The 14,079-nt window shown below is 35.9% G+C and carries 12 protein-coding genes; 8 read left to right on the top strand and 4 right to left on the bottom strand.

Going from position 1 to position 14,079, the window contains the following annotated elements:
• Positions 1-19 precede the first annotated feature (19 nt).
• A complete protein-coding gene (locus ACM03V_RS20645) occupies positions 20-694 on the bottom strand; it encodes a tetratricopeptide repeat protein (protein WP_414622670.1) in 675 nt (224 codons plus the stop codon).
• A gap of 361 nt (positions 695-1,055) precedes the next feature.
• Between ACM03V_RS20645 and ACM03V_RS20640 the strand changes: the two genes are divergently transcribed.
• A complete protein-coding gene (locus ACM03V_RS20640; RefSeq protein ID WP_414622669.1) occupies positions 1,056-1,556 on the top strand; it encodes a hypothetical protein in 501 nt (166 codons plus the stop codon).
• 519 nt (positions 1,557-2,075) lie between these two features.
• On the opposite strand, the gene ACM03V_RS20635 is transcribed toward ACM03V_RS20640, so the two are convergent.
• Positions 2,076-5,612, bottom strand: coding sequence for an NB-ARC domain-containing protein (locus ACM03V_RS20635; RefSeq protein WP_414622668.1), 3,537 nt, complete (start codon positions 5,610-5,612; stop codon positions 2,076-2,078).
• 418 nt (positions 5,613-6,030) lie between these two features.
• On the opposite strand from ACM03V_RS20635, the gene ACM03V_RS20630 reads away from it, so the two are divergent.
• The 7 genes from ACM03V_RS20630 (at position 6,031) to ACM03V_RS20600 (ending at position 11,518) form a co-directional block, all read left to right on the top strand.
• Positions 6,031-6,483: a hypothetical protein gene (locus tag ACM03V_RS20630; RefSeq protein WP_414622667.1), complete on the top strand. Its 453-nt coding sequence runs from the start codon at positions 6,031-6,033 to the stop codon at positions 6,481-6,483.
• Between the two features lie 373 nt (positions 6,484-6,856).
• Positions 6,857-7,483 (top strand): VWA domain-containing protein, encoded by a 627-nt coding sequence (locus ACM03V_RS20625; RefSeq protein ID WP_414622666.1) that lies wholly within the window; start codon positions 6,857-6,859, stop codon positions 7,481-7,483.
• A gap of 12 nt (positions 7,484-7,495) precedes the next feature.
• Positions 7,496-8,932, top strand: a complete 1,437-nt coding sequence (locus ACM03V_RS20620) for a GTPase (RefSeq protein ID WP_414622665.1) — start codon at positions 7,496-7,498, stop codon at positions 8,930-8,932.
• A gap of 212 nt (positions 8,933-9,144) precedes the next feature.
• Positions 9,145-10,344 carry a tetratricopeptide repeat protein gene (locus ACM03V_RS20615; RefSeq protein WP_414622664.1) on the top strand — a complete coding sequence of 400 codons (1,200 nt, stop codon included), beginning with the start codon at positions 9,145-9,147 and terminating at the stop codon, positions 10,342-10,344.
• A 43-nt stretch (positions 10,345-10,387) separates the two neighbouring features.
• Positions 10,388-10,765, top strand: a complete 378-nt coding sequence (locus ACM03V_RS20610; protein WP_414622663.1) for a hypothetical protein — start codon at positions 10,388-10,390, stop codon at positions 10,763-10,765.
• A 142-nt stretch (positions 10,766-10,907) separates the two neighbouring features.
• On the top strand, positions 10,908-11,129 hold the full coding sequence (locus ACM03V_RS20605; RefSeq protein WP_414622662.1) for a hypothetical protein: 222 nt from the start codon (positions 10,908-10,910) through the stop codon (positions 11,127-11,129).
• A gap of 107 nt (positions 11,130-11,236) precedes the next feature.
• A complete protein-coding gene (locus tag ACM03V_RS20600; RefSeq protein ID WP_414622744.1) occupies positions 11,237-11,518 on the top strand; it encodes a type II toxin-antitoxin system VapC family toxin in 282 nt (93 codons plus the stop codon).
• 116 nt (positions 11,519-11,634) lie between these two features.
• On the opposite strand, the gene ACM03V_RS20595 is transcribed toward ACM03V_RS20600, so the two are convergent.
• Together ACM03V_RS20595 and ACM03V_RS20590 are read right to left on the bottom strand one after the other, a co-directional pair.
• A complete protein-coding gene (locus tag ACM03V_RS20595; RefSeq protein ID WP_414622661.1) occupies positions 11,635-12,213 on the bottom strand; it encodes a Uma2 family endonuclease in 579 nt (192 codons plus the stop codon).
• 216 nt (positions 12,214-12,429) lie between these two features.
• Positions 12,430-14,025: a GH3 family domain-containing protein gene (locus ACM03V_RS20590; protein WP_414622660.1), complete on the bottom strand. Its 1,596-nt coding sequence runs from the start codon at positions 14,023-14,025 to the stop codon at positions 12,430-12,432.
• Between the last annotated feature and the right edge of the window lie 54 nt (positions 14,026-14,079).

Below are 14,079 nucleotides of genomic sequence, written 5' to 3'. Positions count from 1 at the left end.
CAAAATCGAATAGCTGTTGTTATTTAAGTTGATTTAATATACCTATGCTTAATTGATAGCCTTGAGTATTCCCTTGCTGGCGAAACAGTTTAGCAGCTTGCTGTAAATCGGTTACGGCAACGCGCTTGTTTCCTAAAGCATAATTGGCTAATCCCCTGCTACCGTAAGCATTAGCTAATTTAGGATTATATTTTAATGCTTGATTAAAATCTGTGACTGCTGCTTTATTATTACCTTGCTGGTAATTAATCAGTCCCCGATTGTAGTAAGCATCTACAAATTTCGGCTCTAATTTTACAGTTTGGTTAAAATCTGATACCGCTGCCGAAACATTTCCTAAACTTGCATTCACGATACCGCGACTGTTGTAAGCATCCGCATGACGGGGATTAATTTTTAAAGCTTTATCAAAATCTTGGATTGCCGATTGGAATTTTCCTAAATGGGATTTTGCTAAACCACGCAAACAGTATCCTTCATAAAATCGAGGATTTTGCTGCACTACTTGAGTAAAATTTTCAATTGCGCCGTTTAAGTTGCCTTGCTTGAGCTTTTGTACGCCTTGGTTATAGTTTTGCTGATCATTACTAGTGTTTTGACGAATCTGCGATTCCCGTGCATTAGCTACTGTAGGAATCCCGGTTAATACGCCGACTATTCCCAAAATTGCGATCGTTTGCTTGATATAAGTCATGGCTTTACCTCTTCACACCATTTAAGTATGACGTTGAGATAGTTAGGAAAGTTTTTACTATATATATTTTAGTTAGAGATAATTAAGTTGGTAGAAGCTGATTTCTTCCACCATTATTGTTAAACCCGAATACCCGCCTTGTAAGCCGGAGGCTTTCTAGCCCGCACGCTCCGCGTGAACGCAGAGAAATTTGTTTCAAGGCTCATATACAAAGTGCGTTAAAACGCACTGTAATCACCTCTAAGCTTGCCTAGTCTGATTTATCAGACTTTGTATATAAGCCTGGGAATTTATTCCAAGGCGGTTATTGAGAATGGTGCAAGATGTAAGGAAAAGTAAATTCATACACAAAGGAAGATAAATGAAAAAGAAATTTGTCATTGTCGGAATAAGTTTATTAGTTATAACTAGCATCACTTCCATTGCTTTTGCTAATCAAAAGGAACCAAAACAGAATCCTCGTCCAGATTGGATAAAACCTGGTAAGCCCGAAACTGTATCAACCCCTAATTCTGGGCAGTATCTGTATCCAGATAACAGTTTTAAAAATGAACGGCAACTAATTAAAAAAAATTATGTTATCAAAGGCAAGCTCAAGGAAAATTTAAATCTCAAGGGACTAAGATTAATTAGGTATTCCCAATATATAGATATCTTAAAAGCTGATAATGGCGATGTAGTTCAAGATATGCAAATTCATCCAAATCGATTAGTATGGGTAGCTTTCATTGAAGCTCCAGAAGGTATAGAAATCAACCAAAAGAATACTGGAACTGTAAAATATAAGAAATCAAAAATAACTATAGTCTTTGATGCAGAGACTGGAGAAAGATTTGCTACTAGTGTTGCAGAAATGAGTTAAATTTACCTGACATCTTGCACCATTGTCGTTATGCCCGAATACCCGCCTTGTAAGCCGGAGGCTTTCTAGCCCGCACGCTCCGCGTGAACGCAGAGAAATCAATTTCAGGGCTGCATATACAAAGTACGTTAAAACGCACTCTTATTCCTTGCCCAGTCTGATTTATCTGATATCTTGCACCATTCTCAGTTAGCTTTCACAACCGCCTCGGAATCAATTCCGAGTCTAATAGCGAAAGTCTATTTAAGTAGACTGAAAGTCTTAACCAGTCGTATTTATAGGGCTTTCGCTATGAGACAGAGAGCAGCGCTTTGCGGGGGTTCCCCCCGTTGTAGCGACTGCGGAGGGTTTTCAACCCCTAGCGGTGTTGAGAATGGTACAAGATGTGAGATTTATCAGACTTTGTTTTTGAGCCTTGGAATAAATTCCCAGGCGGTTGTTGAAAATGGTGCAAGATGTTAAATTTACACGACTTACACAACTGGCATAAGCAACGGTGCAGCGCATAAAAATTACACTTCAGGTTATATCTGAAACTGCACCTAAAATTTGTAGCGTTTCCTTTGTCGCAGTTGTTAAACCATTCGCACCTTGAATATTCATTTTTTGTAATGGTTTATCAATTTTCAAAGTTTTAATGCACTTAAATGTATTAATATCCCAGAGTTTGATGGTTTCATCTTCGCTGCAACTGAATAAAATATTTAATTGATGACTATAACAAATTGACCAAATACTGTCTTCATGACCTGTTAAAATTTGAAGACAATTTCCCGTATAAATATCCCATAATCTAATAGTGCGATCGTCGCTGGCGCTAACTAAAATTTCTGGTTGAGTAGAAGATGCAGGAATGAAAGTAAGAGCGCGAATAACTCCTTGATGTCCCCAAAAGTTTTGCAAGCAATTTTGAGTTTTTACTTGCCACAATTTGATATTGAAATCATCGCTGCTGCTAGCAAGTAATTTACCAGAATGATTAAAATTTATGGCTCTAATCCGATAGGTATGTCCTTTCAAACTAGTCAAACAAATTCCCTTCTGAATATCCCACAAGTTGATTGCTTTACTATCACCAGCAGTCGCTAGAACTTCAGCGTGTGGATGAGAAGCGATCGCCCACATCCATTCTGTTTCTAAGTTACCTAAAACTTGAGAAAAATTGGTGCGAGTATCCCAGATTAAAACTGTATGGTCATCGCTGGCACTAATTAATGTATGATTATTATGGGTAAATATTACTGACCATATCCAGTCGGTATGACCTCGTAAAGTTTTGAGACATTGAGCCGTATTTACATCCCAAAGTTTGATAGTGCGATCGTGACTGGCACTTGCGAGTAATTTACCATCTGGACTAAAAGTAACGTGACGAATTCGACCTTGATGTCCTGATAAAGTTTTGCAACATTCACCAGTTTCTGCATTCCACAACCGAATCTTACCATCATCGCTACCACTAGCAAGATAGATCGTATTTTGTTGATAAACGGGACTAACTGCTACAGTCCAAATTCGATTGCTGTATCCTTGAAAAGTTTTAATCGGCTCACCAGTTTTAGTATCCCATAACCTGACTAACTGGTCGTCGCTACCCACAGCAATAATTTTGTTGTCGGCACTATAAGCCAAAGAGCGGATGCGGTGATGGGGTTCGTGTAAAGTCATCTGGGGTTCACCGTTTGGCAAATTCCAAAGTTGAATTTTATCAGTACCGCAACTCATAACTGTTTTTCCATCAGGGCTAAATTTTATCGCCCAAATAGCAGTCGGTGCAGTTTTTACGCTCCGCAAACATTTACCCGTACTCACATCCCAAGTTTTCAAAGTGCGATCGTCGGTGCTTCCTACCAAAATTTTACTATCTGGACTAAAAGCGATTCTACGAACTTGTGCTGAACTATCGTCAAAAGTTTTCAAACATTCATTTGTCCAAACATCCCATAGTTTTATTGAATCAGCGCCACTTGTAGCTAAAGTTTTACTATCTGGACTAAAAGCAAATGACCACACTTCTCTACCTGGTTCGTGGAAAGTATAAACACAAGCTCCCGAATCGAGACTCCAAACTTTAGCAGTGCGATCGCTACTTGCACTAATTAACCACTGTTTCTCCCATACAAAATACACCGACCATACCCAATCGGTATGTCCGCGCAATATTTTTAAACATTTTGTAGTTTGACTATCCCAAATTCTCACCGTATGGTCATTACTACAACTAGCAATTAACTTACCATCGGGACTAAAAATTACACAGCGAATCCAATCATCATGACCTTGCCATGCTAATATTTGCGTACCATCGGCTACATCCCAAAAACGAATTTGTCCATCCATTCCCCCTGTAGCGAGTAATTTTTGATCGGGACTGAATGTGACGCTAAATATACTACCTAAAGATTGAGAAAACACAGTTTTATTAAAACTGCAATCGCTAAAATTTACCTGTGATAATTCCACCCCCTGTAAATAAGCTTGGGAAATAGGAAGACGAGAAAAATCGTAACCAGTTAAATTTACTTGTAGTTGGATTAAAAGATTAATTAAATTTCCTCCTGCATATCCTACGGGTGTTTGTAATTCCTCTGTTCTTAACTTCTCAACAATAATACGAAATTTATGTTCAATAACTTTTTGCGTTTGATTTTTGCATAAATACTTAGCCACAGGTTTTAATAGCACCTGAATTTGATTTTTGCGAATGAAATCTGGTGCAGAAGCTTGAATAATTGCATGGGTTTTCAATATATCTAATTCGCAACTTTCCAATTCATGAATCGCCTTGCAAATCAACATCTCGCTGATATATTCCATCACCACATTTTGTAGCGTTAACCCGTCATGAGTTGATTGAATTAAACAGCGTCGCGACAGCGAATTTAAACCTTCTCGAATTTCCTTTGCAGATAAACCCAAAACACTTTCAGCTAAATCACTTTCCCACACTGGTTGACGATGAATTGCCAACCAATACATTAAAGATTGTTCCGGTGGTGATAATCTTTGAAACTGTTGTGTCAGTAAATCATCAATCTTATCAAAAACCGTAATACCCGAATTCAAAAAAGATCGAATATTGCCATGAAACAAATTTTTAATCGTCGCAGGTACAATTTCTAAAGCCAAAGGATTACCGTGATAATGCTTTACCAAATCTTTAATCTCTTCGGGTGAACCACTGATACCCTTTGCAGTCAAAATTTCCGTTGCTGAATTTAACCCCTGCAACTCCCAAACCCGTACAGGTAAAGTTTCCCCCGCTAATCGTTCCACTTCAGGAAACTGTTCGCGACTAGTCAACAGCAAACAACTTTGATGTAGCGATTCTCCCACCCGCCGAAATAACTCACCATAACCCTCATAACCCGGAAGATAGCAACTTCTAGTAGAACCACTTTGCAAAATCGACTCTGCATTATCGAGAATCAGCAAACAACGGGAATTAGAAAAATAATTAATAAGTAGCTTGATTTTCTCCTCTAAGCTTTCTGGTAAATCAATTTCTTGCTGCTGGGAAATACACCGAATCACATCTGCAATTATTTTTTCTACCGTCGGTGCTTCCCGCAAACGTCGCCAAATAATATAGTCAAATTTACCATTTAACTCCTCTGCTAATTTTTTCGCCAAAGTAGTTTTACCCACACCACCCATAGCCGAGATTGTCACCAATCTACATTTTTTCTCGGTTAACCATTGCTTCAAGGTGTGTAATTCTTTACTTTTTTCAGAGAAAATTGATACATTCGGCACACCATCCCAATTATATTTAGTTGATGATTTTTCCTCAGTGTCAACAACATCTTTCCAGTCGAGTTGTAGAACTTGGCAGAAAGCCTTGAAATATAAAGGTCTGACGGGTGTACCTTTCAAAAAGCGCTTCCATGTGACAACGCCGACTTCTAGTTCTGGGTCATTTATCCAGTCTTTTTCAGGTTTAAGAATATTACTTGCCTCCTCCACCCAGTCATAGCTATCTATGGCTAATCCTCGCATTTTCCGTGCTTGTTTAATCTTTTTCAGTCCCTCTGGTGACGCTTTGAAGCTCGGCATGATTACTATATCTCACAAGTATTATCAAGTACACTTACGTAACACTACAGATTGAGGGGTAGGTGATCCGAAAGTGTGCTTGTTATTTCCAGTAAATTTATGGATGATGAGAGGGTGAAAGGATACAGGAGTCGAGCAGTCCAGAAAAAGAAATAAAACAAAGATGGATAAATATGAAAGAAAACTTGCTTCTGAATCGTTTACAGACATCCAAGATATTAAGATTTAGCCTTGAAATTTCGATTTCTATTATCTTTTTCTCTTGGTTGCCGCTTGTTCAACAGATAGTAGCTGTTCTAATTGTCAGTTTAGTGTTGGAAATTATTTTTGCTAAAAGTCTTAAGCATGACCTAAAAAATAAGTTCTCAAGTGAAGATGTGTCCAAAATAGTAAGTAATTCAAAAAAAGGTCAATAATCATGATAGGAGTAATTTTTGAAACATTGGTTGTAAAAGGTGCGATGGCTATTGGACATTGGATTGCTGCTCATGGCACAGGGGCAATGGCATCTAAAGCTGGAGCAATAGCTGCTAAAAGTATTGCGACACAAGGCTTTGCTAATACTGTAGCAGGAGTTACTGGAGTTGCAATTGGTTCATCACTGGTTGTCGGAACTGTTGTTTGGACTACTGATACAATAAAAATTTTTGCCAGAGGTTTAGATGCCTTACATGAAGGAAACTATATACAAGCTGCTAAAGAATTTGCAGATTTAGCTGATGAATTAGATGTAAAAGTTGAATTTCTGCCTGATGTAATTCAACCCTTTCTAGAAAAATATGGATGTTCTACAGAAAATGCAAGTAATATCGCCAAAGCAGTAGGTGGTATGGAAAGCGATATTTTGAAATTTTCTACTACTCGCCACTAAAATATTTAGCCTATTGTTTAAAGTTAAATTTGTATGGTTAAAAAAATGCTAGGGTTTACTATCTTTTTAGCTTTATCCTTAACATGTGTAGTTCTTTTTCGTATGAATCAAGTAAGTCAACGAGCGTTAGAATGTTCAACCTATGTTCACACGGGAACTGATTTAACAGGAAAAGGTGAAAATAATTGTACAAATCCAGAACTTATTCCGTAAATATCTTATGAAGTATTTGATACCCTTTATTTCTTATAAACCTTCTTGATTAACTAATGTCAGCGGTTAAAAAATAATCCAACCACTGTAAAAAAATAGAACATTATTGTTTGGCAATAATCTTAAACAAGAAAAAGCTCAACTTACTCAGGAGAATATTATGTTAGAAGATCGTGACTACACTATAATTATTGACAAAAGCGGCAGTATGTCAGCCAAGGATCAACAAGGTGGTAAAAGTCGCTGGGAAATGATGCAGGAATCTACACTTGCTTTAGCACGTAAATGTGAACAATTTGATCCAGATGGGATTACTGTTTATACCTTTTCTAATCGTTTCAAGCGTTACGATAACGTAACTACTACTAAAATTGCACAAATATTTAAAGAAAGTGAACCTATTGGTAATACAAGGCTAGCAGAAGTTTTGCAAGATGCGTTAAATATCTACTTTCAGCGCAAAGCGTCTGGGAAAACTAAGCAAAATGGAGAAACTATTTTAGTTGTTACTGATGGAGAAGCAGATGATCGCAAAGCAGTTATGAAAGTGATTATTGAAGCATCATGGCAAATGGAAAGAGATGAAGAATTAGCTATTTCTTTTATTCAAATTGGGAACGATTTAGAAGCAACTGGATTTCTTAAACGTTTAGATGATGAACTTAAAAGTAAAGATAAAAGTGATGGAGGAGCAAAATTTGACATTGTAGATACAATCACAATTGATGACATCGAAAACGAACAATTAACTCTTAAAGAAGTATTACTTAATGCCATTATTGATTAAAATACCAAAATCATGGATAAAACAGATAAATTTATTGATGACTTGTTATCTAAACCGAATCCAGCTATATCAGCTAAACAGAATAAATCTCCCGAAAAGCAAAAATCTTCGTATGCAGAAGATTTGTTAGCTCAGGTAAAGCCAGAGCTTGATAGAGAGCAAACTAAGAATACTGCTTCTAACGAAAACCTAAGCGAAAGCCAATCAGAATTGGTTGAAAAACAAATTGTAATTCTTGGCGAGACTATCAAAAAGTACCGCCATCATTTACCTGAACAGAGAAAACCAACTATTCTTATTTGTGGCAAGATAGGCAACGGTAAAACAACCACAATAAATACGATTTTTGGAAAAAAAGTTGGTGAAGTAGGTCATTTTAGTCGTGGTACAGATAAAGATGAAGTTTATGAATGGCAAGCTAATACTGAGAACATTAATATTGTTGACCTTCCTGGACTTGGAGATTCAGAAAAAAACGACAAAATTTTTCAAGAAATTTATCGTAAGCATGTAAAAAATGCAGATGGGTTTATTATAGTTGTTTCTCCACCGAGACCGGCAGAATATGGCACGTTAAAAACTGCAAAGCTACTGATTGAATGTGGAGTATCAAGTAAACATATTATCTTTGGTTTTAACCAATTATCTAATCTAAGATATCAGCAGAATGATAGACTTCAACAAGTTCAACTTGATGGATTGATTGGTCCAACAACCCCCAACCACGTTAAAGCAATTGCAAATGCTAAAGAAATATTTTTAAATGATTTGCGAAAAGAAATTCCAGAAGCATCTTTCTGTGAAAGTCAAATTATTGAATATGACTCTCTTTCTGGCTGGAATCTTCATAAAATGCTTCATGCTGTAATAGAAATCCTCCCTTTTGAAGCTTTAGCAAAATTAAGATCGGTAACGACAGAGGCTCAAAAAGAAGTCAAAAAAAAAGAGGAGGAACAGCTAAAAAGAGAATTAGAATTAATCCTTGAGAAACAAGAATATTTGCGAAACAAAGAAAAAGAACTTGATTCCAGACAAACACGAGAAGATAATCTGTTCCAAAAAGGAAAAAGTCTGGGTGAACAACTACAACAACAAATAAATAAGGCTCAGGCGGAATTAAAGATAATTGAAAATACAAGTCAAAGAAGAGTTGAAGGACTAGATATTTTTGGGATAAAAGTAAAAGAAACTGATGAAAATATTTTTGATAAAGTGCTTGATGGAATTGAGGAAACAATCACAGCAGTAAATCCTAATGCAGGTAAAGTCGTTAGGGGAGCTAGAGAAGTTATAAGACAAGTAGCTCCAATCGCCAGGGATATTGTTGACCAAGTTAGCACTGCTATAGTTGATACTGGTACAAAAGTAGTTGATGCTGGTACAAAAGCAGTCAAAGATATTGGTAATTTTGTTGGTAAGGCATGGAATTCTATAACTTCTTGGTGGTAAAAATGAGTTCTGTTATACTCTTAGCTTACTTAGAAATATGTTGGTAATGACAATCTCTCAAAGCCAGGGATTACCTCAAACCTCAATAGATTTTTCAATGTGAAAAATTCTGCATTAAAAATGTCATATGTCGTCTTTTGAAAAGAGCCACACCCAAATCACATAGTAATTCTATAGAAAATTAAATACAATTACTCAATAATAAATGTAAAATGCCCCCCAACGAAAACAACAACACACCATTATCTATTGCTGCAATAGCCGCAGTTGCAACCGGAATTTGGTCAATTTTCAACAACTCAAATAACTCAAATAACAACCATAACCAAAAAGAAATTGAAACTTATTTCAACCAAGCAGTAGCATTAATTCAACAAGGAAACTATCATCAAGCAACCCAGATATTCCTCACAATTCTGCAATTAAATCCTCAACACGCACCTACCTATAACTACCTGGCTTGGATTTACGCAATTCATAACTATCAACTCGATCAAGCACTAGCATTTGCAAAAAATGCAGTTCAATTAGCAAACAGTAATTTAGATAAAGCTTGTTTCATTGATACTCTTGCAGAAGTTTATGCTCATCGGCAAGAATTAGATACAGCAATAAATTTATCTATCGAATGTTTACAAATATTTCAAAATATTAATCAATATCCTAATAGTCCAATAACTTATTTTCGTTTGGCTTGGTGCTATCAAATCAAACAAGATTTGAATCAAACCTACCATTTTATTCAGCAAGCTATGAAATTAAATGGGATAGGAGCCAATGAACACTTGACAATTGGGGATATCTGTTATGCGGTTGCCTTTAATATAGGAGATAAGGGAGCTTTTCATGAATCCTTACCTCATTTTGATAATGCCATTAAACATTATGAAATATCGCTAAATATTGCCCAAAAGCAAAATCTTAATCTTGAAATATTTCGATTCAAGTTAAGTTCTTGTTTAAATGACAAAGCAAGAGTATTTGTTGTTTTAGAAGATTATCAAAACAGTCAAAACTTATATCATCAGTCACATAATGTCTATACTTCAAACCCTTATCCTTTAGTTAATTTGGCTCTTTTGGCCGCACGAGCTAAAAATAAGCCGCAAATGGTTTTATACTTAACGAAAGTAATGCCTTTGATTGTAGATATGCCTCCCTACGTGCAAAAAGAAAAGTTGATATATGTTTTACTTACAGATGTAGATTTTGATGATTACAAAGAGGATATTTTAGGATTTCTGTTTAATAACGGCAAAATTAACCAGTATGAATATACAAAATTTCTGAAAACAGCGATTAAGTCCAATCAGCCAATTATGAATTTTTCTCAACAGAACTTTTATGCCGATGTTACTGGTGTTGCTGGAAATGTTGAAGGAAATTTTATGTATCAGCCTCAATGTGTGTAGAAAAAACTAAAAACTAAGAAATTAATTATAAGGAGATAATTTTATGTCAGATAATTCTAAAGTACAAATGAATATGGAACGGGCAAATATTTCAGGTGGTGTTGCTGGTAATGTTGAAGGTGATTTTAATGTTAATCCGCAACAAAAAACACTATCCGAAGCAGCAGCAGAAATCCAACAGCTACTCAACCAACTATCTCAAACCTACCCAACAACGACAACTACCGAAAAAATGACGGTAGCAACTACAGCGATTCAACATATCGAAAATAATTCCAAGCTGCGTAAACGGGTACTTAGCGCTTTAAAAGCTGGTGGTATCCAAGCACTAGGAAAAATGCTCGATCACCCAGCATCAACTTTTGTAATTACAGCATTAGAAGATTGGCAAAAAAGCCAAAATCAAGCAAGTTCAAGATAATTTTAACGCCTAATTAAAAGTAGGCGCAATCGTTTTCTATACTTAATATCTGATACAATAATATTTTAAATACTTTGACATAGGTTCCTTAAAATTTATTTCAAAGTAATTGTAAATATTAATCTAATTGTAGGATAGAGCAATGCTTCCAAGCTATGAAGCCATTATAGAAAATGGTCGAATTCAATGGTTAAAAGATGTACCAGAAGTATCGAAAGCTCGTGTAATTGTGACCATTCTTTCGGATGTTGAACCACAAGCATTGCGCCGAACTCCTGCTGCTTCAATTGCGGGTAAAGGTAAAACTTTGGGTGATTTAGTTAGTTCCGCCATTGAGGAACAGGATTGGGAATGTCTCAAGTAATTGTTCTTGATACTCACATTTGGATATGGTTTATTAATCAAGAGTTAGAGCGATTTCCAACTCACTGGCAAGAAGCGATCGCAACTTCATAACAAGATACTGGTGAAATTGCGACTACTTCAGAAGTTGCGATCGCACAACAACGGGGACGATTAGAACTACCCTGTACAACTGAACGCTGGCTACAAGAGGCTTTGGAGCCATCAGGCATTACATTGTTGCCGATAACTGCACAAATCGCTTATGAAGCCGTCAACTTATCTCCAGTTCATAAAGATCCATTTGACCGTTTGATTATTGCTACAACAGTTGTTTATAAAGCTAAGTTAGCCAGTATAGATGGCTTGTTTTCTAAGTATTCGGAACTCGATACATATTTAATGAAATAGATAGTATCATCTATGTTAATTGCTATAAATGTTACCCTAAGTTTTATTGTTTCGCCTAGATAAAATGGTATAGTAGTGCGTTAAGCAAAACTCACGCCCCGGTATCGCGTAATTATTCAATTCTTCTCTCCCACATCAAACCGAACTCGTCGATACAGCTTCTCCACCGGAATCGAAATTCCTACACTTTCCAAATTCAAAGTATCGCCTTCCCCATAGGTACGTAAAACCCACAAACCTTCATCATTCCGACGAAAGCATTCCACAGCAATTTCATCGGATGCAATTAAAACGTATTCTTTTAAAGTAGACGATTGACGATAGCGAGTAAACTTTTTACCTCGATCGAAAGCTTCCGTTGATGGGGAAAGTACTTCGACAATTAAACAAGGATGACGAATCATATCAATTGCTTGTTTGTCCCTTTCATCGCAAGTTACCGTCACGTCAGGATAATGATAAGATTTTGATGTTATTTTTAACTTCACTTCACAAGCATAAATTTCCCATTCTTTATCAACTAACAAACGATCTAACTCAATATACAAGTTAAAACAAATACGATTATGTATTTTTGTTTTCCCCGTTCTTAAGAATACTTCTCCGTCAATGTATTCATAACGAAGTTCTTGAGTTTTTTCCCATTCGAGGTATTCTTGGGGACTCATGTATTGAAATTGAGGATTAGCAACCATTGGTTATTTTGAGGTAATGGTACGGCTTATATCTATTTTACATATGAATGCTACTAGGAAATAAACAAGTAAGTGGGCACATAAAAAACTAACTATGTCACGAAATGTAAAAAGCTTGAAACGGTTGCGATTGCTTCCTCGTACCTCGTCGCAATGACAGAACACAATTATACTTATTCATGCCGACTTACTTAGTTTTTACCAATTAACAATTACCTATTTACGAACCAAACAAGCTTCTTCCAACTCAATTAACAAATCTTTTTCAATTGGTTGAGTAGAAAGAATATCGTGTTTTAAATCTCCCCACTTTTTACCAGAATTAGTTTTATATAAACTAATAATTTCCGGTATTTGCGAAGATACCAAGACTTGCACGGATTGCAGTTGTTCTAATAGTCTAGCTTTACGATAGTGGTGCGATTTTTGTAATCCCTCTTCTAACTGCATGGCGATTTCTTCGGGATTGTGTTTCGCGTTATCAAGTAATAACAGATAATGCTCTTTAGGATGTTTTACGGGTACTAAGGTTTTAAAACAGCTTTCTTCTAAAGGTAAACTTTTTAAGATATCGCGAACAAATTCGGAATGTAATTTTTCACCAACTAAATCGCTTACTTCTTTTTGTCTTCCGATAAATTCCAAACAAGGTGTATTTAGATATGAATGGGTAAAGCGTACTCTATCTCCGATGCGATAGCGATAGAATCCACCTTTTTGAGAAATAATCATTTCATAGGTGTTTCCCTGTTTTAATTGGTGTAGCTGAAACACAAACCCGCTTTCATCTAGAAATTCAAAAAACACTTCATTGAGTAAGGGTACGCATCCTTTTGCAGGAATTAAAGGAATAGTCATTGGTGCTTCTGTTGCAAGAAGTCCTTTTCCTTGTACCAAAACTTTAGGGAATAAAGAACGTAAAAAATCAGCACCATCAGCAGCGTTGGCGCTATCCCAACAGGATATTAGTTTAAGTTCGCTCCATAACAAATTCCAATCAACTGTTTCACAATTATTAGGATTTGTAGATATTTGTTTGAATAAATCAGGTTGCAACAGTATTAAACGCCGCTTTGCTGACATCTTATCTTTGAGTTCTAAAGCTAATCTTTTGCGATTATTTTGAATATAATCAAGAATAACTTTGAGAAAAGTTGGACTCCAAATTGATATTATTTCTAAATTTTCTGATTTTAAAAGTGTTTTAGCTAATTGATGTTTAAACTTTTCGGCATCGCGCAACTTGTTTAATCCAGGTGGAGAAACCAGGAACTTATTCATCAAAAACTTCAACCAGCCGTCTAAATATTCTGAATCATCTTGTAAAGATTGAATATCGGAGGTTTGTTGTAATTTTTTTGATTTATTTTCTCCTAATTGCGGGGAAATACAAAAATATATTTTCCCTGTCTTAAATTTGGGGCCATTTTTTATCAAATCATATGCCCATATGCAAAACATTTCATTGAAAGAGCGTCGCAAAGATTTAGTATAGGGAATTAATTTCACCGAGCCACGACTTCCAGAAGTTTTTTCATAAAAACTGACTTTTTCTGAGGTAAGTAGCTGAGTTTTATCTTGCTGCTGCGTATGAATCCAATTCTCGATATTATGGTATTCAATTATAGGAATGCGATGCCAATCATCAATCGTTTTTACGCGCAAATATCTTCCATATTCGCTTTTAATCAAGCTTTTAAATATTTGATTCTGGACTTTTTTCTGTGCAGCTTGGGGATTTGCTAGAGCTTGGTAAAAATTATGGTTTTTTGATTCAATTAGTTTACTAAAAAGTTTTATGAGTAAGTTCATAGAAAGAGTTAAGTAATAAGTAATAGCAATTTTATTATTCAAATTTGAGTACTC

This window comes from Calothrix sp. CCY 0018 (assembly GCF_963920925.1).
Classification (GTDB): Bacteria; Cyanobacteriota; Cyanobacteriia; order Cyanobacteriales; family Nostocaceae; genus Rivularia.
Note: the sequence above shows the minus strand (reverse complement) of the source record. Positions and strands in the feature narration are given on the sequence as shown.

Excerpts from the sequence above, each read along its gene's own strand:
- ACM03V_RS20645 (WP_414622670.1), bottom strand. The coding sequence starts at position 694 with ATGACTTATATCAAGCAAACGATCGCAATTTTGGGAATAGTCGGCGTA.
- ACM03V_RS20640 (WP_414622669.1), top strand. The coding sequence starts at position 1,056 with ATGAAAAAGAAATTTGTCATTGTCGGAATAAGTTTATTAGTTATAACT.
- ACM03V_RS20635 (WP_414622668.1), bottom strand. The coding sequence starts at position 5,612 with ATGCCGAGCTTCAAAGCGTCACCAGAGGGACTGAAAAAGATTAAACAA.
- ACM03V_RS20630 (WP_414622667.1), top strand. The coding sequence starts at position 6,031 with ATGATAGGAGTAATTTTTGAAACATTGGTTGTAAAAGGTGCGATGGCT.
- ACM03V_RS20625 (WP_414622666.1), top strand. The coding sequence starts at position 6,857 with ATGTTAGAAGATCGTGACTACACTATAATTATTGACAAAAGCGGCAGT.
- ACM03V_RS20620 (WP_414622665.1), top strand. The coding sequence starts at position 7,496 with ATGGATAAAACAGATAAATTTATTGATGACTTGTTATCTAAACCGAAT.
- ACM03V_RS20615 (WP_414622664.1), top strand. The coding sequence starts at position 9,145 with ATGCCCCCCAACGAAAACAACAACACACCATTATCTATTGCTGCAATA.
- ACM03V_RS20610 (WP_414622663.1), top strand. The coding sequence starts at position 10,388 with ATGTCAGATAATTCTAAAGTACAAATGAATATGGAACGGGCAAATATT.
- ACM03V_RS20605 (WP_414622662.1), top strand. The coding sequence starts at position 10,908 with ATGCTTCCAAGCTATGAAGCCATTATAGAAAATGGTCGAATTCAATGG.
- ACM03V_RS20595 (WP_414622661.1), bottom strand. The coding sequence starts at position 12,213 with ATGGTTGCTAATCCTCAATTTCAATACATGAGTCCCCAAGAATACCTC.
- ACM03V_RS20590 (WP_414622660.1), bottom strand. The coding sequence starts at position 14,025 with ATGAACTTACTCATAAAACTTTTTAGTAAACTAATTGAATCAAAAAAC.